Below are 22,427 nucleotides of genomic sequence, written 5' to 3' on the forward strand. Positions count from 1 at the left end.
CGAGGCGAACCTTTCACGTCTTGTCACCGCCGTCCGCCCGGCTCCCGCCGGGCCGACTGCTGCCCTCCAGCACCCTCAAGCACTCTTCGTTGCCCTTCACTGCCCTTCACTGCCCTCCGCTGCTCCGAGTTCTGGGACGTCATGCAGATTCGCGATCTTCCATATTCCGACCCCGGTGTTCCGGATGCCCGGTCGGGGCCTCGCTTCCTGCTGTGGCTCGGCCGGAACCAGCTCGGCGGCCAGCTCAGATCCTTCTCCTGGGGCCTGCTGCACTTCGGCTCCATCGCCGTCCTGCCGTATCTGGTCGGCATCGCCGTCGAGGCCGTGGTCGACCGTTCCGGCGAGCGGCTCGCCCTCGCGGGCGCGCTGATCGTCGCCTTCGGCATCGCCGTCGCGGTGGGCGACATGATGCTGCACCGCACCGCGGTCACCAACTGGATCACCGCCGCCGCCCGCGTGCAGCAGCTCCTCGCCCGCAAGACCGCGCTGCTCGGCTCCGCGCTCACCCGGCGCGTGGCCGCCGGTGAGGTCGTCGCGGTCTCCACCGGGGACGTCGAGAAGATCGGCTGGTTCGTGGAGGCGCTCTCCCGATTCGCCGCCGCCGCGTTCACGGTCGTCCTCGTCACCGTCGGACTCGTCGTCTACCAGCCCGCACTCGGCGTCGTCGTCGCGGTCGGCATTCCGGTGCTCGCGGTCGCCGTACTCCCCCTGCTGCCCCGCGCCACCCGCCGGGCCGACTTCCAGCGGGAGAAGGCGGGCCGCGCCACCGAACTGGCGTCGGACACCGTCGCGGGCCTGCGGGTGCTGCGCGGCATCGGCGGCGAGGAACTCTTCCTCGACCGCTACCGCCGCGCGTCCCAGGAGGTCCGCACGGCCGCGGTACGCAGCGCCCGGATGTGGGCCACGATCTCCGCCATCCAGGTCCTGATGCCGGGTCTCCTGCTGATCGCGATCGTCTGGCACGGCATCCATCTCGCCCGCGAGGGCCGCATCACCATCGGCGAACTCGTCACCACCTACAGCGCGGTGATGATGCTCAGCTATCCGCTGCGGCACTTCGAGGAGATCGCCATGGCGTACTCCTTCTCCCGCCCCTCCGCCAAGCGGGCGGCACGGGTCCTGTCATTGGAGCGCACCACGCAGCCCACGGGTACGTCGACCTCATCCGCCACCGAACCGTCGGCAGCGGACAGCGCCACGCCCGCCGGTGACCTGTACGACCCGGCGACCGGACTCCTCGCCCCCGCCGGTCGGCTGACCGCCGTGGTCTGCGGCGACCCGGACGAAGCGGGTCGGCTCGCCGAACGTCTCGGTGGGCACCCCGCCTTCGACGGCGCGGCCGATCTGCCCTCCGTACGTCTCGGTGACGTTCCGCTCGACGAGGTGTCGCTGACCACCGCACGCACCGCCGTACTCGTCCAGGACAAGGACCCCGTTCTGCTCTCCGGGACCCTCAGCGCACTCCTGGACGTACCGTCGTCGGGAGCCGTCAGCCCCGACGATGCTCTCGCCGCGGCCCAGTGCTCCGACGTCCTCGACGCGCTGGCGCAGGCGTCGGTGGACGACGACCCGATGGCCGCCCACCTCACGGAGCGCGGCCGCTCCCTCTCCGGAGGCCAGCGCCAACGCCTCGCCCTGGCGCGCTCCTTGGTCACCGACCCCGAGGCTCTGGTGCTCGACGAGCCGACGTCCGCCGTCGACTCCCACACCGAGGCACGGGTCGCCGACGGTATTCGGCGGTTGCGCCAGGGACGCACGACCGTGGTCCTCACCTCGTCGCCGCTCATCCTCGACCGCGCCGAACGTGTCGTCTTCCTGGACGACGGCGAGGTCGCCGCGGTGGGAGAACACCGCGAGCTGGTGCACAGCGAGCCCCGGTACCGCGCCGTCGTGACCCGCGAGACGGACGACGACCGCGTCGCCATGGACGCCCTTTCAGATCTCGACATCGAGGAGACGGCATGATCGGCCTGGCGCCACCGGAGTACGACCCGGCGGCCCCCACCACGGCGGAGACCCTGCCCGTCGGCGCGCCCGCGACCGTACGCGGCTATGTGCGCGAACTGTTCCAGCGCCACCGCCGGGCCTTCATCCTGCTCATGGTGGTGAACACCCTCGCCGTGGTCGCCTCCATGGCCGGTCCCTATCTGCTCGGCGACCTCGTCGAGAAGGTCTCCACCGGCGCCGAGGACCTCCATCTGGAGTTCACCATCGGCCTGTTCGCGCTCGCACTCCTCGTGCAGGCCGTCTTCGTGCGGCAGGTCCGGCTGCGCGGCGCGATGCTCGGCGAGCGCATGCTGGCGGATCTGCGCGAGGACTTCCTCGTCCGGTCCGTCGGCCTGCCGCCGGGCGTCCTGGAGCGGGCCGGGACGGGCGACCTGCTCTCCCGGATCACCACGGACATCGACCGCCTCGCCAACGCCATGCGCGAGGCCGTACCGCAGCTCGCGATCGGCGTGGTGTGGGTGGTGCTGCTCCTCGGCGGACTCGCCATCACCGCACCGCCGCTGGCACCTGCCGTCCTCGTCGCCGTGCCACTGCTGGTCGTCGGCTGCCGCTGGTACTTCAAGCGGGCACCGGCCGCCTACCGCTCGGAGGCCGCCGGATACGCCGCCGTGGCCGCCGCCCTCGCCGAGACCGTGGACGCGGGCCGCACCATCGAGGCCCACCGCCTCGACCAGCGCCGCATCGACCTGTCGGAACGTCGCATCAAGGAGTGGACCGCCTGGGAGCGGTACACGCTCTATCTGCGGTCGGTGCTGTTCCCCGCGATCAACTTCACCCACACCACCGTGCTCTGCTCGACGCTGATGATCGGCGGGGTCTTCGTCCTCCAGGGCTGGATCGCGGTGGGCCAGCTGACCACCGGCGTGCTCATCGCGCAGATGCTCGTCGACCCGCTGGGCATCATTCTGCGCTGGTACGACGAGCTGCAGGTGGCCCAGGTGTCCCTGGCCCGCCTGGTCGGCGTACGGGACATCGAACCGGACGCCGGCGATGCCTCCGTGACACCGGAGGGCCGCGAAGTGCTCGCGGACGACGTGCACTTCAGCTACCGCACGGGCGTGGATGTGCTGCGGGAGGTCTCCCTCTCCGTCGAACCCGGCTCGCGGGTCGCCCTGGTCGGCCCGTCCGGCGCGGGCAAGTCGACACTGGGCAGGCTGCTCGCCGGGATCTACGGGCCGCGCACAGGCCGCATCACGCTGGGCGGAGCCGAGCTGTCGGACATGCCCGCCGAGGAGGTGCGCGCGCATGTGGCCCTGGTCAACCAGGAGCACCACGTCTTCGTGGGCTCGCTGCGCGACAACCTCCGGCTCGCCAGAACCGGGGCACGCGACGCCGAACTGTGGGCGGCACTCGGCGCGGTCGACGCTGCCGACTGGGCACGGGCCCTCGCCGAGGGGCTCGACACCGAGGTCGGCTCCGGCGGGTTCGCGCTGACTCCCGCGCAGGCCCAGCAGATCGCGCTGGCACGGCTGGTCCTCGCCGACCCGCACACGCTCGTCCTCGACGAGGCGACCTCGCTCCTCGACCCGCGCGCGGCACGCCACTTGGAGCGCTCGCTCGCCCGCGTCCTCGACGGCCGCACGGTCGTGGCCATCGCCCACCGGTTGCACACCGCGCACGACGCGGATGTCATCGCGGTGGTCGAGCACGGCCGGATCAGTGAACTGGGCGGCCACGACCAGCTGGTGGCGGCCGACGGGGCGTACGCGGCGCTGTGGCGGTCCTGGCACGGATAGGGAGGTCACCGGGCCGGGCCTGCCCGGTGGCCCCGAGTCCGTGGTGGTTAGGGTTCGTGAATGGCTGCATCGCGCACGAATCCCGGCACTCCCGATCGTCGTAGCGCTGCCCGGTACCTCTGGTGGGTGACCGCCGCCCAGCCTCAACGGATCGCCACAGGCGCCCTGTTCGGCACCGTATGGATGATCTGCCTGACTCTGCCTCCGTACATCCTGTCGCGCGCCATTGATGACGGTCTGCGGCCGGGAGACCGGGGCGCGCTGGTGGGTTGGAGCATGGCGCTGTTCGGCATCGGCGTCCTCAACGCCTGGCTGGCGATCATGCGGCATCGCACGATGACCCGGGTCCGGCTCGACGCCTACTTCCGCACGGTCCGAGTCGTCGTCGACCAGGCCACCCGGCTCGGCGCCGGACTGTCCCGCCGCGTCTCGACCGGCGAGGTCGTCACGATCGGGCACTCCGATGTGGGCGTGATCAGCCAGACCCTCACCGCCACGGGTCCGGGTGTCGGCGCGGTGATCGCCTACGTCGTGGTGGCCGCTCTGCTCCTGTCCGTCTCCGTGCTCCTCGCCGTGGTGGTGCTCGTCGGCGTGCCGCTGCTCGCCGTGCTGGTCGGTCCGCTGCTGGGGCGGTTGCAGGGCGCCGAGACCGCGTACCGCGAACGGCAGGGCGCACTCGCCGCCGTGCTCGGCGACCTCGCCGGCGGACTGCGGATCCTCAACGGCCTGGGCGGCAAGGGCGTCTTCGCGGCCCGCTACCGCGAAGGCTCGCGCAAACTGCGGGACGAGGGCTACCGCGTCGGCTCTGCGATGAGCTGGATCCAGGCCTTCGGACTCGGCCTCCCCGCCCTGTTCCTCGCCGCCGTGACGTGGCTCGCCGCACGCATGGCGGCTCAAGGAACCATCACCGTCGGCGAATTGGTGGCCGTGTACGGCTACGTCGCCGTCCTCGTGGTGCCCGTGGCCTCCCTGATCGAGAGCGGCTACGACATCAGTCGTGGCCTGGTATCGGCGGGGCGGGTCGTCGCGTTCCTGAACCTGGAGCCGGATCCGGAGATCGTGGGGCCCGTCGGCGATCGCGGCGACACGGCGCCCACTGGATCGGCCGATCGGCACGGCGATGAGGTGGACGGGCCCGCGAAGCCTGCCGTGCTGCGCGACCCATGGTCCGGTGTGGAGGTCGCGCCCGGCCTCATGACGGCGCTGGTCAGCGCCCGCACCTCGGAGTGCACCGACATCGTCGACCGGCTCGGCCGGTTCGCCCCGACCGACGCCACGTGGGGCGCGGTCCGGCTCGACGCCGTCGCACTGGACCAGGTCCGTGCACGCATCCTCGTCGCGGACAACGAAGCCGACCTCTTCGCCGGGACCCTGCGCTCGGCGATCGCCGGCCGCGGGGATCCCGACGACGACGCGCTCGCACACGCCGTCGACGCGGCCATGGCCAGGGACATCGTGCTCGGCCTGCCCAACGGACTCGACTCCTCCCTCGACGCCCAGGGCCGCAACCTCTCCGGCGGCCAACGTCAGCGCGTCCGCCTGGCGCGAGCCCTCCTCGCCCACCCGGAGGTACTCATGCTGCTCGAACCCACGTCTGCGGTCGACGCCCACACGGAGGCGAAGATGGCATCCGGACTGCGCACGGCCCGCGCCGGTCGCACCACTCTCATCACCAGCACCTCTCCCCTGCTCCTCGACCAGGCAGACGTCGTCCACTACCTCGTCGACGGCCGTCTCGCCGCCACCGGCCGCCACGCCGACCTGCTCACCGAACAGCCCGGCTACCGGCTCCTGGTGTCGCGCGGTACCGAGGGTGAGGGCGGCGCCGAGGGCGAGGAGCCTGATGTCCTTGAGGCTCCTGACGTGCCTGACGAAGGCGGTGAGCCGGGTGAGAAAAGGTACCGCTCGGGATGCCGTCCCGACGCCGAGCCCACTCACGAGGCCCTCCGATGACCGAGTCCCGTCGAACGGCCCGGTCCCGGGCCCGATCCCTTCGGACGGCGCTGTCCCGCCGCGTCACCCGATCCCGTGGTGAGGCACGGCCCACTGGGACGGACGGGACCAGCGCGAAGACAGAGCCCCACGCCGAGCCCTCGCCGTCGCCGGCACCGCCGTCGTCGCCGCCCGGCCACCTGCCCGTCGCAGGCCCCCGCCAGGTCCGCCGCGCCGCGTTCCATCTCATCCGGCAGGACGCCCGCGCGTTCACCGCCATGATCGTCTTCAACGCGCTTGCCGCCGCCGCGGGACTCATCGGCCCCTGGCTCCTGGGCCGCATCATCAACACCGTCAAGGACGGCGGCAGCGTCTCCACCGTGGACCGACTCGCCCTCGGCATCCTCGCCGGGGCCGTCGCCCAGCTCCTGCTGGCCCGCCACGCCCGCTACCTGGGCCACCGCTTCGGCGAGCGAACCCTGGCCCGTATCCGCGAGCAGTTCGTCGACCGGGCACTGGCCCTGCCGGCCTCGGTCGTGGAGCGCGCAGGGGCGGGAGACCTGACCGCGCGCGGCACCACCGATGTCGCGACGGCCGGCCAGACGCTGCGCGACACAGGGCCCGATGTCTTCGTGGCGGCGGTCCAGGCCCTGTTCATCCTCGGCGCGGTCTTCCTGCTCGACCCGCTGCTCGGCGCCTGCGGCGTGCTCGGCCTCATCGGCATCTGGTTCGCCACCCGCTGGTACCTGCGCCGTGCGCACACCGCCTACCTCGGTCAGGGAGCGGCCCACTCCGACCTGGCCGAGGTGCTCGCCGCCACTGCCTCCGGAGCCCGCACCGTGGAAGCCTTCGGCCTGCGGGAACGTCGTATCGCGGAGAGCGAGCGGCAGATCGGGCGGTGCGAGGAGGCTCGTGACCGGACGCTCTTCCTGCGCACCGTCCTCTTCCCCTCCATCGACATCTCGTACGCCGTCCCGGTGGTCGTCGTCCTGCTCGTCGGCGGTGTGCTGCACGACCGCGGCGCGGTCAGCCTGGGCACCGTGGTGGCCTGCGCCCTGTACCTGCGGCAGCTTTCCCAGCCGCTGGACACGATCCTGCAGCAGGTCGAGAACCTGCAGAGCAGCAGTGCCTCCTTCGCCAAGGTCGAGGGCCTGGCCGCGGCTTCCACGGGCCCGGCGGCCCCCGACTCCACTGCCGACGTCCCCGCTGCCCGCCGTCCGGTCGGCGTCCCCGCGGACGACCGGATCGACGTCGACGGTGTCTGCTTCTCGTACGGCGAAGGTCCCGAGGTCCTGCACGGCGTCGACCTGTCGGTCCGCCCCGGTGAACGCCTCGCCATCGTCGGCCCCTCCGGTGCGGGCAAGACCACCCTGAGTCGGCTGCTCGCGGGCATCGACGCACCAGTGAAGGGCACGGTGACCGTCGGCCGGGTCCCGGTCGCCGACCTGCCACCCGACCGCCTCCGCCGCCAGGTCGTCCTGGTCACGCAGGAGCATCACGTGTTCCTCGGGACCGTCCGCGACAACCTGCGGATCGCCGCGGAGTCCGCGACGGACACCGAACTGCGGGCCGCCCTCGCCACGGTCGGCGCCGACTGGGCGGACGGCCTCGAGAACGGTCTGGACACCGAGCTGGGCCCCGGCGGCCGGACGCTGCACGGCGCGCAGGCCCAGCAACTCGCGCTGGCCCGTGTCGTGCTCGCCGACCCGCACACCCTGATCCTCGACGAGGCCACCGCGCTGCTCGACCCGACGACGGCCCGCCACACGGAACGTGCCCTGGCCGCCGTCCTCCACGGCCGGACCGTCATCGCCATCGCCCACCGGCTGCAGACGGCCCATGACGCCGACCGTGTCGCGGTCATGGAAGGCGGTCGGGTGACGGAGCTGGGCACCCACGACGATCTGGTGGCGGCCGGCGGCGCCTACGCCGCACTCTGGCACTCCTGGCACGGCGAGCGCACGGCAGCCACCTGAATCGGGGCTGGTGCGGCCGCGCCTCAGATGAAGTTGAGCGCGGCCGCGCCGCCCACTCCGCCGAGCAGCATGAACACCGGCATCAGCACCTTGAGCTCGATCCAGCTGCCGGCCCGGAAACGCATCGCCTTCGGCGGCCCGATCGGGTACCACCGCTTGCGGCCGATGGGGATGGGCCACAGGATCGGGCATCCGGAAACGGTCAGCGAGTCCCCGATGTCGTGCACCAGCGCGCCGAGCACGATCGGCAGCCCCAGCCACAGGTACTCCTGGCCGGGCTCCGTGAACAACCAGTCCGCGCCGTTGCCCGGCTTGTCGAGCACTCCGGCAAGGATCCACGCGCTCGTCGCGGCGAGCAGCCAGACCAGCACGTCGCTGCTCGACCCGCGGGCCGCCCGCCACAGCAGTCCTTCGATGGCGAGCACCATATGGACGAAGAGGATGCCCAGCACCGCCCAGCGCCCACCGAAGATCGCCAGGGCCGAGGCGCCGCCTCCTATCAGCACCGCCCACAGCCAGGTGTGCGTGAGCGTCCGGTGGCCGCCTGAGCGGCGCGGGTCGCCCTGCTTCCGCGTCGCCTTGTAGACGGCGTAGGAGAGTTTGTCGACGATCTCGCACAGGCCCCGGGAGACGGGGCCGAAGGCACGCGAGATGGTGGCCGACTTGTGGTCGAGGTCGGGTGCGAGCGCCGCCCCGGCGCAGATCAGTGCCCCCACCAGGAGGACCGGCCAGGGCATCGTGTGCCCGGCGGCCGCCGAGGCCGCGCCGACACCGAGCCAGGCCGCCGCTCCCGACAGTGAGTGTGCCGGTCCCATCATTGTTCTTGCCCGCCCCATTTCCGTTGAACTGACGCCCCGTTGGCGACACAGCGTAGCGTTCGTGATCTTCGTAGGGACCTCCGGTTCCCTGATCGGGTGAGAAGGAAGGCAAGATGGGGGTGTGACCCTTATCGATCAGCTGCCGCCGGATGCCGACCCCGATGCCCTCTTCGAAGCCTTCTCGTCGTGGGCCGAGGACCAGGGCATCACTCTCTACCCGGCCCAGGAGGAGGCGCTGATCGAGGTGGTCTCCGGGGCCAACGTGATCTTGTCCACCCCGACGGGCTCCGGCAAGAGCCTGGTCGCCGCGGGCGCCCACTTCACGGCCCTGGCCCAGGACAAAGTCACCTTTTACACGGCGCCCATCAAGGCACTGGTGTCGGAGAAGTTCTTCGACCTGTGCAAGCTCTTCGGCACCGAGAACGTCGGCATGCTCACCGGCGACGCGTCCGTCAACGCCGACGCCCCCGTCATCTGCTGCACGGCCGAGGTCCTCGCCTCCATCGCGCTGCGTGACGGCAAGGATGCCGACATCGGCCAGGTCGTCATGGACGAGTTCCACTTCTACGCCGAGCCTGACCGCGGCTGGGCGTGGCAGATCCCGCTGCTCGAACTGCCCCAGGCGCAGTTCATCCTCATGTCGGCGACGCTCGGCGACGTCTCCATGTTCGAGAAGGACCTGACACGCCGCACGGGCCGCCCCACCTCGGTCGTGCGCTCCGCGACGCGCCCGGTCCCGCTGTCGTACGAGTACCGCCTGACGCCGATCACCGAGACGCTCACCGAGCTTCTGGAGACCAAGCAGGCTCCGGTCTACATCGTGCACTTCACGCAGGCTCAGGCCGTCGAGCGCGCGCAGTCGCTGATGAGCATCAACATGTGCACGCGCGAGGAGAAGGACAAGATCGCCGATCTCATCGGCAGCTTCCGCTTCACCACCAAGTTCGGCCGCAACCTCTCCCGTTACGTACGCCATGGGATCGGCGTGCACCACGCGGGCATGCTGCCCAAGTACCGGCGCCTGGTGGAGAAGCTCGCCCAGGCCGGTCTCCTGAAGGTCATCTGCGGCACGGACACACTGGGCGTCGGAGTCAACGTCCCCATCCGCACGGTGCTGTTCACCGCGCTCACCAAGTACGACGGCAACCGCGTCCGCACCCTGCGCGCGCGGGAGTTCCACCAGATCGCCGGGCGCGCCGGACGGGCGGGCTTCGACACGGCGGGCTTCGTGGTGGCTCAGGCGCCCGAGCACGTCATCGAGAACGAGAAGGCGCTGGCCAAGGCCGGTGACGATGCGAAGAAGCGCCGCAAGGTGGTCCGCAAGAAGGCTCCCGAGGGCTTTGTCGCCTGGTCGGAGGGCACCTTCGAGAAGCTGATCGCCTCGGAGCCCGAGCCGCTGACCTCCCGCTTCCGGGTCACGCACACCATGCTGCTCTCCGTCATCGCCCGCCCCGGCAACGCCTTCGAGGCTATGCGTCACCTCCTCGAGGACAACCACGAGCCGCGCAAGCAGCAGCTGCGCCACATCCGTCGGGCCATCGCCATCTACCGCTCGCTGCTCGACGGCGGTGTCGTGGAGAAGCTGGACGAGCCGGACGCCACCGGCCGCATCGTCCGGCTGACCGTGGACCTGCAGCAGGACTTCGCGCTGAACCAGCCGCTGTCGACGTTCGCCCTCGCCGCCTTCGAGGTGCTCGACCCGGAGTCCCCTTCGTACGCCCTCGACATGGTGTCCGTCGTGGAGTCCACCCTCGACGACCCGCGCCAGATCCTCGCCGCCCAGCAGAACAAGGCGCGTGGCGAGGCCGTGGCGCTGATGAAGGCGGACGGCGTCGAGTACGAGGACCGGATGGAGCGGCTCCAGGACATCACGTACCCGAAGCCCCTGGAGGAGCTGCTCTTCCACGCGTACAACACGTACCGCACCAGCCACCCGTGGGTCGGCGACCACCCGCTCTCCCCGAAGTCCGTCATCCGCGACATGTACGAACGGGCGCTCTCCTTCACCGAGTTCACGTCCTTCTACGAACTCGCCCGCACCGAAGGCATCGTGCTGCGCTACCTCGCCAGCGCGTACAAGGCCCTGGAGCACACCATCCCGGACGACCTCAAGTCCGAGGACCTCGAGGACCTGATCGCCTGGCTCGGCGAGATGGTCCGTCAGGTGGACTCCAGCCTCCTCGACGAGTGGGAGCAGCTGGCCAACCCCGAGGTCATGACGGCGGAGGAGGCCCAGGAGAAGGCCGACCAGGTCAAGCCGGTCACGGCGAACGCCCGCGCCTTCCGTGTCCTGGTGCGCAACGCGCTGTTCCGCCGGGTGGAGCTGGCCGCCCTCGACCACGTGGAGGAGCTGGGCGAGCTGGACGGCGAATCCGGCTGGGACGCGGACGCCTGGGGTGAGGCCATGGACAAGTACTGGGACGAGTACGAAGATCTCGGCACCGGCCCCGACGCGCGTGGTCCCAAGCTGTTGCTCATCGAGGAGGATCCGGAACACGGTCTGTGGCGCGTCCGCCAGACGTTCGCCGACCCGAACGGCGACCATGACTGGGGCATCAGCGCGGAGGTCGATCTCGCGGCCTCCGACGAGGAGGGCCGCGCCGTCGTCCGGGTCACGGACGTCGGGCAGCTCTGAGCGCCCCGAGGATCCGTTTGCCCCGGACAGGAGTCGAGGAACCGTCATGAACAACCCCGCCGACCGCCTTGTCGATCTGCTCGACCTGGAGCAGATCGAGCTCAACATCTTCCGCGGCCGCAGCCCGGAGGAGTCCCTCCAGCGGGTGTTCGGCGGGCAGGTCGCCGGGCAGGCCCTGGTGGCGGCGGGCCGCACCACCGAGGGCGACCGCCCGGTGCATTCGCTGCATGCGTACTTCCTGCGCCCGGGGCGCCCCGGCGTGCCGATCGTGTACCAGGTGGAACGAGTCAGGGACGGGCGGTCCTTCACCACACGCCGCGTCACCGCCGTCCAGCAGGGTCGCACCATCTTCAATCTCACCGCCTCCTTCCATCAGCCCGAACAGGGCGCCTTCGAACACCAACTGCCGCCGCGCATCACGGCCCCGTCACCTGAGTCACTGCCGACGGTCGCCGAGGAGATCAAGGAGCACCTCGGCGCGCTGCCCGAGCAGTTGGAGCGCATGGCCCGGCGTCAGCCCTTCGACATCCGTTACGTCGACCGGCTGCGCTGGACCGAAGAGGAGATCAAGGACGCCGAGCCGCGCAGCGCGGTGTGGATGCGTGCCGTCGGTCCGCTGGGCGACGACCCGCTCGTGCACACCTGCGCGCTCACCTACGCGAGCGACATGACGCTCCTCGACGCCGTCCGCATCCCGGTGGAGCCGCTCTGGGGCCGGCGCGGCTTTGACATGGCATCGCTGGATCACGCCATGTGGTTCCACCGCCCCTTCCGCGCGGACGAGTGGTTCCTCTACGACCAGGAGTCCCCCATCGCGACGGGGGGCCGCGGCCTCGCGCGAGGCCGCATCTACGACACGCAGGGCCAGCTCTTGGTCTCCGTCGTACAGGAAGGGCTCTTCCGTCCTTACGGAGAACGCCACATGGATGCCCCCACCACAAGCGCGTGAGCGACACGGAGCCCTTGCAGGAGGCACGGTGCGACGCATCGACGTGGCGGAACGACGGGCGCGTCTGGCCCTGCGCCACCGGCTGACCCCGGACACCAGGACGGACGATCCGACCGAGACGGCACGATCTTTGCTGGCGCTGCACGGGACCGATCCGTCGTCCGTGTACGTGGGCGCGTGGGCCCGCATGAAGGACGGCCGGGTGTCCGATGTGGAACGGGCCCTGTACGAAGACCGGTCGCTGATCCGGTTCATGGGGATGCGTCGTACGGTCTTCGTCACGTCCTTGGACGTCGCGCCCGTGCTGCAGGCGGCATGCTCCCGTGCCGTCGCCGCCCGCGAGCGCCGTCTGCTGCTGAGCATGCTGGCCGAGTCCGGGGTCGCTTCCGATGCCTCCGGGGTCACGGCTTGGCTGGCCCAGACCGAGGACGTGGCGCTGCGGGCCCTCAAGGAACGAGGCGAAGCGACGGCGGCCGAGTTGGCGAGCGATGACCCGCGGCTGAGCACTGAGCTGGTCATGGCACGCGGCAAGCGTTATGAGGGGCGGCAGAAGGTGGCCAGCAGGCTCCTCCTGATCCTTGCCGCCGAGGGGCATGTGGTGCGTGGACGCCCTCGTGGTTCGTGGACTTCGCACCAGTACCGCTGGGCACCACTCACCGACTGGATTCCCGGCGGCCTCGCGCACTGGGAGACCCAGGACGCCGAGACCGAACTCGCACGACGCTGGCTGCGCACCTTCGGCCCGGCCACGGCGGACGACCTGCGCTGGTGGGCCGGGTGGACCAAGACCCAGACGAAGCGGGCGCTGACCGAACTGTGTCCCGTCGAGGTCGACTTGGACGGAACGCCGGGACTGCTCCTCCCCGACGACCTGGACGAGACCTCTCGGCCCGAGCCCTGGGCCGCCCTGCTGCCTGCACTGGATTCCACCCCGATGGGCTGGCAGAACCGCGGCTGGTTTCTCGGTGAGCATGGTCCGCGGCTCTTCGACCGCAACGGCAACATCGGCCCGTCCGTGTGGTGGAACGGCCGTATCGTCGGCGGCTGGGCCCAGGACGGCGTCGGCGAGATCGTGTGCCGGTTCCTCGAGGATGTCGGAGCGGATGCACGGACCGCGGTCGAAACCGAGGCCGAGCGTCTCGCCCCACGCTTGGAGGGCGTGCGCCTCACGGCTCGCGCCCGGGGCCGCACCTGGCTCGAGGAGGAGCTGGCCGGTTGACGCCCGCGTGGCGGGCTTCGGACAGGACGACATGGACATCTGATCTGTGCCTCCGTTCTGCATCTGAAGGAGTGAGACCGCCTGTGAGACTGGAGCGCCGAAGTCGATGCGCGCGGCGGTGACGACGCACGCGAGGAGTGAAGGGGACGGGGCATTGGACATGGACAGAGACACAACGCTTGCGGAGACCGTACGGCTCCGTGAGGCGGGTCGGCGCGACGAGGCAAGGGAGCAGCTGGTCGCTCTCGCCGAACGCTTTCCCCGTGACGCCGAGGTGGCGTACCAGGCCGCGTGGGTGCACGACACACTCGGCCTGGAGGCTGAGGCGGTGCCGTATTACGAGCGTGCTCTCGAAGAGGCGGGGCTGTCGGAGGACGACCGCCGGGGAGCCCTCCTGGGTCTGGGCAGCACCTACCGGATCCTGGGGCGCTACGAGGATGCCGTCGCCACTCTGGCCGGCGCCGCGGCCGACTTCCCCGACGACGGTGCACTCAAGACGTTCCTGGCCATGGCTCTGTACAACACCGGTCGGACGCACGATGCGATGGAGATGCTCCTGACGCTGCTCGCCTCCACGAGTAGCGCCCCGGGAATCTCGGACTACCGGCCCGCCATCGAGCACTACGCCAAGGACCTCGACGCGACCATGTGACGCCGCCGCGGGCTACGCCCGCCTGCGGCGCAGCCACTTGCGCAGGCCGCGCGCCTCCGGCGTCGAAGCGTCGGCGGGGGCGGGGGCGGGAGTATCGTGCCGCTCCTCCAATTCCGGGGTGTGGGGCGCCGGTTGAGGCGAGGGCCTTGGTGCGGGGCGCGGTGCCGGACGCTGCGCGCGGGCCTTCATGAGACCCGTCAGCAGGTTGGAGCGGAGCCATCGGATCTCGTCGGGGTCGTCCGCTGTCGTGATGCTTTCCACGATCCGCGCCGACGGCGAGTCCGGCGCGCTCTGTGTGCGCGGTGCGGGCTTGAGCCGGTTGAGGTAGGCGCGTTCGTAGGGATCCCTGACGATCTCCGCGATCTGTACCGGGTCGAGCAGCGAGGCCGTGGCCGCGGCGCGTTCCCACGGATCTTTGGACTGCCGCAGCAGGAACCCCGCGTGCCGGCCGCGCCAGTTGCGCGCACGCAGGTCCTGGCCCTCTTCGAGCCGGGCTCGCATTGGCTCCGGGATGCGCCCGGTGAGCAGGCCGGAGTTGTACTCGGCTTGGGCGAACCGCCGTAGGTCTTCGGCGAGATAGAGCCAGACGACGGCGCGATACCGGTTGAGGTAGAACTTCACCGGTGTCAGCACGCCCGCGCGGGCGAGCCGGGTGAAACGCGCTGTGGTGATGTCCATCAGCGCCGCACCCTCGGTGGTGCCCACGGCTCTGACGCTTTCGCGCAATGCCTCGGGGAATCCTTCGCTCCCGCGCACGCGATCGATCTCCTCGCGGGTGACGCGGCGCTGGCCGCCGGCCGTTTCCGCGACGGTGCGGATCCGCCCCAGCATCACGGCGAGCTCGAACTCGCCGCGTTTCAGCCCCAGTTCCCTCGCGGCGCGGCTCGGCGCGGACGAGTGCGGTGCGGGCTTCGCCGCGGCAGACGGCGTGATGATGTCGCTTGTCATGGTGGTTCTCCCCCGTGAGACGTGATTGCTCTCGGGAAAAATCGTAGCTCGATCACCGCGATCCCGCTGAGCCTGTGGATAACTCTTGACGTGGCGGCGTCAGCGCAGGTCAGAGGTCCACTATCGGCGTGCGTTCGGGGTGCCTCGCGCCCACGCCCAGGTGCTCGCCGACACGGTTCACGAGCAGGGTCATCTCATACGCGACCTGGCCGATGTCGGCCTCCGCGGAGCTCAGGACGCAGAGGCAACTGCCGTCGCCCGCCGCTGTGACGAACAAGACCGCGTCATCGAACTCGATCATCGTCTGGCGCACATTGCCCGCGTTGAACTGGCGTCCGGACCCCTTGGCCAGGCTGTGCAGTCCCGAGGAAACCGCCGCCAGATGCTCCGCGTCCTCGCGCTTCAGATCGGAACTGGCCCCCGTCACCAGACCGTCGTTCGACAGCACCAGCGCGTGCCGTACGTGCTCCATTCGCTGCGTCAGGTCGTCCAGCAGCCAACCGAGCCCCGTGCTCTGCCCCATGTTCCCGTCTCCCCGAGTCCGCTCCCCCTGGCTGGAGGATCTGACCTGCCAGCCTTCCCCACGACCGGCGCCCCGGCAAGCATGATGGGGACATGGCACAGAAGATGACCGATGACCAGTGGCGGGCCTTCGTCTCCCACGGGACCCGCACCGGCAAGCTGTCGACCGTCCGGGCCGACGGCAGCCCGCACATCGCACCGATCTGGTTTCTGCTCGACGGGGACGACCTGGTGTTCAACACCGGCAAGGACACGGTGAAGGGAAGGAACCTGGCACGCGACGGACGCGTCGCCCTCTGCGTGGACGACGACCAGCCGCCGTTCGCCTTCGTCGTCCTGCAGGGCCGCGCCGAACTCAGTGAGGACATCGAGCAGGTCCGGCACTGGGCGACCCGGCTCGGCGCGCGCTACATGGGCGAGGAGCGGGCCGAGGAGTTCGGCAAGCGCAATGGCGTCCCCGGAGAACTTCTGGTGCGGGTGCGGATCGACAAGGTGCTCGCGTACGCCGCGGTCTCCGACTGAGAGCTCAACCCACCGTGTCGAGCAGCCGGGCGGTATGCATCCGCCCGGCGTACTCGACCAGTCGGATCAGCACCTCCTTCCCCGAATCGCGGTCCCGTGCGTCGCACAGCACCACCGGAGTTCCGCGGTCGAGGTCCAAGGCTCGTGACACTTCATGCGCGCCGTACGTACGCGCGTTCGCGAAGCAGTTGACTGCCACGACGAACGGGATGCGCCGGTGCTCGAAGTAGTCCACGGCGGGGAAGCAGTCCTCGAGCCGCCTGGTGTCCGCGAGGACGACGGCTCCCAGAGCGCCCTGGGACAGCTCGTCCCACAGGAACCAGAAGCGGTCCTGTCCGGGCGTGCCGAACAGGTACAGCGACAGGCCCGACCTGATGGTGATGCGGCCGAAGTCCATGGCCACGGTCGTCGTGGTCTTGCGGTCGACGCCGTCGGTGTCGTCCACCGACTGGCCCGCCTCGCTGAGCAGTTCTTCGGTGCGCAGCGGACGGATCTCGCTGACCGCGCCGACCAGGGTGGTCTTGCCCACCCCGAAGCCGCCCGCGACCAGAATCTTCAGCGCCATGGGGGCGGTGTCGCCGCCGGTGGCGTCAGAGTGCTCGGAGCCCATCGATCACCTCACGGAGGATCTTTTCGTCGGGTAGCTGTGCGGGCGGCACCGGTCGGTCGACCTTGACGCAGCCGCTCTCCAGCAGGTCGCCGAGGAGCACCCTGACGACGCCCACGGGCAGGTCGGCGTCTGCGGCGAGCTCGGCGACGGACTGCGTCTCGGTGCGGCACAGTTCGATCAGGGCCCGGTGTTCGGGCCCGAGCGCGGTGTCGTCCCCGGGGCCGGGAGCGTTGCCGTCGAGCGTCACGAGTGCGATCAGGTCGAAGCGCACCCCGCTCGGTCCTGGTCTGGTCCGCCCGCCCGTCATCGCGTAGGGGCGTACGAGGGGTCCGGCTTCGTTGTCGTACCACTGGCTGCCCGGCTGGTTCGGGATTCCCCTCGGTTCCTCGGTCATTGCTGCTGACCGCCCTCGGTCATCCGGCGGCCGGCGGCCGCGTGACGACGCGCGCCGGGGTGTAGAGGTGCTCGCCCACCCGCTTGACCAGGCGTGCCATCTCGTACGCCACGAGTCCGATGTCGGCCGTCACGGAGCTGAGGACGGCGAGGCAGGAGCCGTCGCCCGCGGCCGCCACGAACAGGAAGGCGTCATCCATCTCGACCATCGTCTGGCGCACTCCCCCGGCACCGAAGTGACGGCCTGCCCCTTTGGCGAGGCTGTGGAATCCCGATGCGACGGCGGCCAGGTGTTCGGCGTCCTCGCGGGTGAGGGCGGTCGACGCGCCGACGGGCAGGCCGTCGTTGGACAGCACCACCGCGTGTCGCACCTCGCCGACGCGCAGCACCAAGTCGTCCAGCAGCCAGTCGAGTTCGCCGGTCCGCCCGGCGGTGACGCTCTGTTCCTGGATCATGTGTGGTCTCCTTCGCTGCTGTCACGACCTGGTGCGGGCCTTGAGGTGTCGGGGACCGTGCCGACGATGCCCGGGAGCGGGCCGCCGCCGCGTGCCCAGCCGTCGCGGTAGGCGGTCATGCGGGCGCGCACCTGGTCAGGCCTGCGCTCGTCCTCCGCCCCTGCACCCGTCATGCCTGCCCCTTCCACCGGCTGGCGCTCGCGCAGTTGAGGGGCGAGGCTCGCCTGGCGTACACGGCGGGGCAGTTCCTCCGCGGCTGTCCGGGCATCGCCGTGCTGCATGTCCGTTCCCTGTATGTCAGTGGCTTGGGCGTCGGCGCCCACGACGTCGAACGCTCCACCGCCGTACGGTCCGGACTCCGATGGAGCTTGGTTGCCTGGGGGAATGACGTCCCGGGTCCGGTGCGGCCGCAGCGTGGTGACGCCGGGCGGCGTGGGCGCATCCACCGCGGCGGCAAGCGCCGGGCGGGGTGCCGGGGCATGCACGGAGTTGCCGTTCACACGGTGGCCCGTCGCCCCCTCCACGCGCGCGTGCTCCGTCCCGAGGAATCGTCCGCGTTCCACTGTGGCGGCCTGCGTGCTCTCCGCCGTCCCGCTGTGCAACAGCGCGGTGGGGAGCAGCACCACAGCGGTGGTCCCTCCGTAGGGCGACGTACGCAGGTGCACCTTGATGTGGTGGCGTGCTGCGAGCCTGCTGACTACGAAGAGGCCGAGTTGATCGCTGTCGAACAGATCGAGCGCCTCGGACTGCTCGATGCGTCGGTTGGCCTCGGCGAGCATCTCCGGTCCCATGCCGAGCCCGCGGTCCTCGATCTCCAGGGCGTAGCCGTTGCCGACCGGTTCGCCGTTGACGCGGACCTTGGTATGGGGTGGTGAGAACTGCGCGGCGTTCTCGACGAGTTCCGCCAGGAGGTGGGTCAGGTCGGCGACTGCGGTGCCGAGGACTGAGGCCCCGGGCAGTTGGCGTACCTCCACGCGTGCGTAGTCCTCGACTTCGGAGACCGCCGCACGGACCACGTTGGTCAGCGACACGGGCAAGCGCCAGGCACGGCCCGGTGCGGCCCCGGAGAGGATGATCAGGCTCTCCGCGTGCCGCCGCATGCGGGTCGTCAGGTGGTCGAGCCGGAAGAGGTCGCTGAGCTCGCTGGGGTCCTCGGCCCTGCGTTCCATGCTGTCCAGGAGGCCGAGTTGGCGGTGTACGAGGACCTGGCTCCTGCGGGCCAGGTTGACGAAGACTCCGGAGATGCCGCTGGCCAGCTCGGCGCGCTCGATCGCCGCGCGCAGGGCCGCCCGGTGGACGGTGCCCAGCGCCTCGGACACCTGCCCGGTCTCGTCCTCCGCGGGCGGTCCCGGCGGCGCCTCGGCGTTGATGTCGATCTCTTCTCCTGCGCGCAGTCGGTGCATGGCGTGCGGGAGTTTGCGGCGGGCGATCTCCAGGGCACCGTTGCGCAGGCTGACCAGCTCGACGACGAGCCCCCGACCGATGCGTACGGAGATGACCAGTGAGGCAGCGACGGCGGCTAGCCCCAGGAGGACGGCGGCGCCTGCGGGCGTGAGCACTCCGTGAGTGAGCGGGTCCGCTCGGTTCGCGGCACTGTGGCGCGCGCCGTCCACGACGGCGTGGACCTTGTCCCGCACCTCTCCGTAGGCCTCGTCCCACGCCGCTGCCGGGGCAGCTCCGATCGCTTTCCGGCCGGGTTGCGCCACGAGCACCCTGTCCTCGACAGTGCGTACGTCGTCGTACGCACTCCCCTGCTCAAGGCTGCGCCAGGCGGCTCGTTCGGGCCCGCGCAGGTCCGCTACCGCCGTATCGGTCAGGGTCCTGCGGGTGTCGACGGACCCGGTGAACAGTCGCAGCCGCTGGCCCTCCAAGGAACCGTCGAGCCGGGCCCCGGCAAGCACGGCGTCCTCGCGTGCCAGCATTTCGCCGGCCCGCGAGAATTCGAGCAGCACGCGCGCGTTGGAGCCGGGTTCGCTCTCCTGCATGCCGGTGAGCGCGCCGCATACCCCGAAGGCCTGCGAGATCGTCTTGGTGTACTGGCCGTATGCCGTGTCCCAGCCCGTGCGGCGGTCGAGCACCTCGGACCGTAGGGCGCGCAGCCTTTCGGCTCCGTCCAGGAACGTTTCGAGGCGATCGGTGGCCCTGTCGGGAAGGCCCGCTCCGTCAGCGACGGTTCGACGGTCACCGAGGCGCAGCTTCGCCACCGCGCGGTCGGTGCGCGCGCCCTGCTTCTTAAGTGCCTCGCCACGGTCGGTGTCCGGTTCTGTCGCGTAGCGCACGGCGGTGACACGTTCGGCCTGGAGCGAGGTGATCGCCGCTTCCACGGGCGTTCGGACGGTGGCGTCGACGTGTTGCTGCTGTCGCAGGCGTGCCACGTCCTGGGCCGTGGTGACGGTCGCGTACCCCCATAGGGCGAGCAGGGAGACCACGGGCACCATCAGCAGGCACACGATCTTGGCGCGCACGGTGCGGGGCCGCAGTCGCCAATGCCCCGCGCGCGTGGGCGTCCGTTCCGCCGACGGTTCGGCGATGTGGTCCTCTCCTTCGGGGTGTTCGTCGGCAGGCGGGCCGGCATGGGCGCGCCGTCCCCGTACCGGGGGCACCGGCTGGGGCGGGGTGGCGTCGTCGGCGGGATCGGAGGTGCTTCGGGGTGTGCGCATGGCCTCCTCGCTCGGATGGGTTCGGGGCGTGCCGACCGGCCGTCACCGGCCCGGTGCCGACCGCTATCGGGCGGCGCTCTCGGCCGGCCGCTGAGCCGACACGGAGGCCTCGCGCTCGCTCGCTGTCGGCGACAGTGCGACGAAGGCGGAGGTCAGGAAGAGATAGGACCCGAGGCCGACGGCAAGGGGGAAGATGAACTGCATCGTCGTGGCCCCGGGAAGTGCTGCTTCGGAGGGAGTGACCCGGACGCTCACGGCGAGCATTCCGGTGTAGTGCATGCTGCTCACCGCCCCGCCCATGACGAGCGACGCGACGGCGACCGCGAGCGGCGACTTGATGTTGAGGCCCGCCCACAGGGCGGCGGTCGCCGCGACCACCGCGATCACTACGGACAACCCGACGAGCACGGGGTCGTACCGCACATCACCGTGCAGGCGCAGTGCCGCCATGCCCAGGTAGTGCATGCTCGCGACGCCCACTCCTGTGGTGAGTCCGCCGAGCGCGAGCGCCCGCCCCCGGTCACGGCCGTACCCGACGGCGAAGACTCCTGCGCCGACGACGACCATCGCGACCAAGAGGCTCAGGACGGTCAGCGGCACGTTGTAGTGGATCTCGGTGCCGGTGACTCCGAAGCCGAGCATCGCGACGAAGTGCATCGTCCAGATGCCGGTGCCGATGGCGGAGGCCGCGGTGATGAGCCAGTTCCGGCGTGCGCGCCCCGACGCGCCCAGCGCGCGGACGGTGCAGCGCAGCCCCAGGGCGGCGCCGATGCAGGCCATCGCGTACGACAGCACGGGGGTCAGCCAGCCGAAGGTGGCGTGGTCCAGGTGTCCCATGGCCCCGGGACGCTAGTCCTGCCAGGGGCGCACTACGGGGGCGCATTTCGAAAGGTGCTGGAAGATGACAGAGAGGAGTTCCTGAACGATCGCGTCATGCTCGAACGAGTGCACCCAACGTGCGTGCGGTTCTTGCGGGATCATGGTGCGCATGGATGACGAGCGCACACGGGTACAGGAATTCTTCACGGCGCGCGCCGCCGACTGGGACGCCCGGTTCCCCGATGACGGCCCCGCCTATCGGGCCGCGGTCGCCGAGCTCGGGCTGCGGCCCGGCTCCCACGTGCTCGACGCGGGCTGCGGCACCGGCCGCGCCCTGCCCGCCCTCAGGGGCGCCGTAGGTCCCTCGGGGGTCGTCCTCGGAGTGGATCTGACGCCGGCCATGCTGGAGGCCGCGACACGGGCGGGCAGGCACCGCGACGGGCAGCTCCTGCTCGCCGACGTGGCGAGCCTGCCGCTGCGTGCGGCGTCGCTGGACGCGGTGTTCGGCGCCGGCCTGATCGCGCATCTGCCCAACCCGGAGGAGAACCTGCGGGAGTTGAGGCGGGCGGTACGGCCTGGTGGGCTCCTCGCTCTCTTCCACCCCATCGGCCGGGCGGCACTCGCCGCGCGTCAGGGGCGACAGCTCACTCCGGGCGACCTGCGGGCGGAGGCCAACCTGGGTCCACTTCTTGCCGGTTCAGGCTGGCGTATGACCACGTATGTCGACGAGGACGCCCGGTTCCTCGCCCTGGCGGTACGTCAGGACTGATCCGCCCGGCCCCCGTTGCTCACGGGGCATGACTGGAGTGTCCGGCGACCACAGCGGCGAACGCGTCCGCGTTGTCGAACATGACGTTGTGCCCGGCGTGCGCAACGGTGACGACGCGCACCCCGGCCGCCACCAAGTCGCCCTCTCCGGAGAGTTCGCCGCTGAGCGCACCTTGTACGTAGACACGGTCGACCGTCAGATCCATGAGCATGCGGCGCATCGTGGGGCGTGTGCCCGCGATGAGGCCGTGCGCGCTTCTGTGCAGGGCCAGGGGATCGGCGAGACGCATGGTCGCCGCCCATGAGGGCCCCACCTTTTCGAGCACGCGCGCGTGGCCGCCGCCGCTGACGAACTCTTCCTCCTCGTATGCGGCGATGCCGCTGCTGCCCGCCGTCAGGGGCGGGTTCGGGTCGAGGTTGGCCTCCGTGAGGACGAGTCTCGACACCAGGTCGGGCCGCCGGTGCGCCAGCACGATGGCGACGGAGCCGCCCATGCTGTGTCCGACGATCTCGGCCTCCGTCACCCGTGCCTCGTCGAGCACCGCGGCCAGTGCGTCGGCGTGCTCCTCCAGGGTGTATCCGAAGTCGGCGGGACGGTCGCTGATGCCATGCCCCGGAAGGTCCACGAACAGCGAGCGGCGGCCCGTCAGTTCGGGATGGGCGGCGATGTGCGCGTGGTAGACCGTCGATGCGGCCCCGAGCCCGTGGACGTACACCCGAGCCGGATCGGCCCCGTCGACTTCCGTCCACCGCACACGACTGCCCCGCGCGTCGAACTGTGCCTCTCGCATCTGCGTGCCCCGTCC

Annotated in this window: 19 protein-coding genes; 10 read left to right on the forward strand and 9 right to left on the reverse strand. The window is 70.6% G+C overall.

The window, feature by feature from the left end:
- Nucleotides 1-141: 141 nt before the first annotated feature.
- The 4 genes from ACFWZ2_RS24060 (at nt 142) to ACFWZ2_RS24075 (ending at nt 7,651) form a co-directional block, all read left to right on the forward strand.
- Complete coding sequence (locus tag ACFWZ2_RS24060; RefSeq protein WP_384548852.1) at nt 142-1,965, forward strand: ABC transporter transmembrane domain-containing protein; 1,824 nt, start codon at nt 142-144, stop codon at nt 1,963-1,965.
- A complete protein-coding gene (locus ACFWZ2_RS24065; protein WP_384548854.1) occupies nt 1,962-3,743 on the forward strand; it encodes an ABC transporter ATP-binding protein in 1,782 nt (593 codons plus the stop codon). The genes ACFWZ2_RS24060 and ACFWZ2_RS24065 overlap by 4 nt, the downstream gene beginning before the upstream one ends.
- A 60-nt stretch (nt 3,744-3,803) precedes the next feature.
- Nucleotides 3,804-5,696, forward strand: a complete 1,893-nt coding sequence (locus tag ACFWZ2_RS24070; RefSeq protein ID WP_384548856.1) for an ABC transporter transmembrane domain-containing protein — start codon at nt 3,804-3,806, stop codon at nt 5,694-5,696.
- Between the two features lie 257 nt (nt 5,697-5,953).
- The gene (locus tag ACFWZ2_RS24075) at nt 5,954-7,651 is read left to right on the forward strand and encodes an ABC transporter ATP-binding protein (protein ID WP_384548858.1); all 1,698 of its coding nucleotides are present in this window, start codon (nt 5,954-5,956) and stop codon (nt 7,649-7,651) included.
- A 23-nt stretch (nt 7,652-7,674) separates the two neighbouring features.
- On the opposite strand, the gene ACFWZ2_RS24080 is transcribed toward ACFWZ2_RS24075, so the two are convergent.
- Nucleotides 7,675-8,469 (reverse strand): metal-dependent hydrolase, encoded by a 795-nt coding sequence (locus tag ACFWZ2_RS24080; protein WP_384548860.1) that lies wholly within the window; start codon nt 8,467-8,469, stop codon nt 7,675-7,677.
- Nucleotides 8,470-8,590: 121 nt separating this feature from the next.
- Here ACFWZ2_RS24080 and ACFWZ2_RS24085 point away from each other — a divergent pair, with 121 nt between their 5' ends.
- The 4 genes from ACFWZ2_RS24085 (at nt 8,591) to ACFWZ2_RS24100 (ending at nt 13,924) form a co-directional block, all read left to right on the forward strand.
- Nucleotides 8,591-11,104 (forward strand): DEAD/DEAH box helicase, encoded by a 2,514-nt coding sequence (locus tag ACFWZ2_RS24085; protein WP_384548862.1) that lies wholly within the window; start codon nt 8,591-8,593, stop codon nt 11,102-11,104.
- Nucleotides 11,105-11,150: 46 nt separating this feature from the next.
- A complete protein-coding gene (locus ACFWZ2_RS24090) occupies nt 11,151-12,053 on the forward strand; it encodes an acyl-CoA thioesterase (RefSeq protein ID WP_384548864.1) in 903 nt (300 codons plus the stop codon).
- Between the two features lie 37 nt (nt 12,054-12,090).
- Entirely contained in the window at nt 12,091-13,272 is a 1,182-nt protein-coding gene (locus ACFWZ2_RS24095; RefSeq protein ID WP_384548906.1) for a winged helix DNA-binding domain-containing protein, read from the forward strand.
- Nucleotides 13,273-13,432: 160 nt separating this feature from the next.
- Entirely contained in the window at nt 13,433-13,924 is a 492-nt protein-coding gene (locus ACFWZ2_RS24100) for a tetratricopeptide repeat protein (RefSeq protein ID WP_384548866.1), read from the forward strand.
- A 12-nt stretch (nt 13,925-13,936) separates the two neighbouring features.
- Here the strand turns inward: ACFWZ2_RS24100 and ACFWZ2_RS24105 are convergent, their stop codons facing one another.
- Both ACFWZ2_RS24105 and ACFWZ2_RS24110 read right to left on the reverse strand, forming a co-directional pair.
- Nucleotides 13,937-14,872: a DUF6397 family protein gene (locus ACFWZ2_RS24105; protein WP_384548868.1), complete on the reverse strand. Its 936-nt coding sequence runs from the start codon at nt 14,870-14,872 to the stop codon at nt 13,937-13,939.
- A 109-nt stretch (nt 14,873-14,981) separates the two neighbouring features.
- Complete coding sequence (locus ACFWZ2_RS24110) at nt 14,982-15,395, reverse strand: roadblock/LC7 domain-containing protein (protein ID WP_384548870.1); 414 nt, start codon at nt 15,393-15,395, stop codon at nt 14,982-14,984.
- A gap of 92 nt (nt 15,396-15,487) precedes the next feature.
- On the opposite strand from ACFWZ2_RS24110, the gene ACFWZ2_RS24115 reads away from it, so the two are divergent.
- The gene (locus ACFWZ2_RS24115; RefSeq protein ID WP_384548872.1) at nt 15,488-15,916 is read left to right on the forward strand and encodes a PPOX class F420-dependent oxidoreductase; all 429 of its coding nucleotides are present in this window, start codon (nt 15,488-15,490) and stop codon (nt 15,914-15,916) included.
- Between the two features lie 4 nt (nt 15,917-15,920).
- Here the strand turns inward: ACFWZ2_RS24115 and ACFWZ2_RS24120 are convergent, their stop codons facing one another.
- The 5 genes from ACFWZ2_RS24120 to ACFWZ2_RS24140 form a co-directional block, all read right to left on the reverse strand.
- Nucleotides 15,921-16,526, reverse strand: coding sequence for an ATP/GTP-binding protein (locus ACFWZ2_RS24120; protein WP_384548874.1), 606 nt, complete (start codon nt 16,524-16,526; stop codon nt 15,921-15,923).
- Nucleotides 16,507-16,920, reverse strand: a complete 414-nt coding sequence (locus ACFWZ2_RS24125; protein ID WP_384548876.1) for a DUF742 domain-containing protein — start codon at nt 16,918-16,920, stop codon at nt 16,507-16,509. Before ACFWZ2_RS24125 ends, ACFWZ2_RS24120 begins: the two co-directional genes overlap by 20 nt.
- A 19-nt stretch (nt 16,921-16,939) precedes the next feature.
- Nucleotides 16,940-17,374 (reverse strand): roadblock/LC7 domain-containing protein, encoded by a 435-nt coding sequence (locus ACFWZ2_RS24130; RefSeq protein WP_384548878.1) that lies wholly within the window; start codon nt 17,372-17,374, stop codon nt 16,940-16,942.
- Nucleotides 17,371-20,034 carry a nitrate- and nitrite sensing domain-containing protein gene (locus tag ACFWZ2_RS24135; RefSeq protein WP_384548880.1) on the reverse strand — a complete coding sequence of 888 codons (2,664 nt, stop codon included), beginning with the start codon at nt 20,032-20,034 and terminating at the stop codon, nt 17,371-17,373. The genes ACFWZ2_RS24130 and ACFWZ2_RS24135 overlap by 4 nt, the downstream gene beginning before the upstream one ends.
- 63 nt (nt 20,035-20,097) lie before the next feature.
- Nucleotides 20,098-20,871, reverse strand: coding sequence for an MHYT domain-containing protein (locus ACFWZ2_RS24140; protein WP_384548882.1), 774 nt, complete (start codon nt 20,869-20,871; stop codon nt 20,098-20,100).
- A 151-nt stretch (nt 20,872-21,022) separates the two neighbouring features.
- Between ACFWZ2_RS24140 and ACFWZ2_RS24145 the strand changes: the two genes are divergently transcribed.
- Nucleotides 21,023-21,622: a class I SAM-dependent methyltransferase gene (locus ACFWZ2_RS24145; protein ID WP_384548884.1), complete on the forward strand. Its 600-nt coding sequence runs from the start codon at nt 21,023-21,025 to the stop codon at nt 21,620-21,622.
- 19 nt (nt 21,623-21,641) lie between these two features.
- On the opposite strand, the gene ACFWZ2_RS24150 is transcribed toward ACFWZ2_RS24145, so the two are convergent.
- On the reverse strand, nt 21,642-22,412 hold the full coding sequence (locus ACFWZ2_RS24150; RefSeq protein WP_384548886.1) for an alpha/beta fold hydrolase: 771 nt from the start codon (nt 22,410-22,412) through the stop codon (nt 21,642-21,644).
- Between the last annotated feature and the right edge of the window lie 15 nt (nt 22,413-22,427).

This window comes from Streptomyces sp. NPDC059002 (genome assembly GCF_042740435.1).
Taxonomy (GTDB): Bacteria; Actinomycetota; Actinomycetes; order Streptomycetales; family Streptomycetaceae; genus Streptomyces.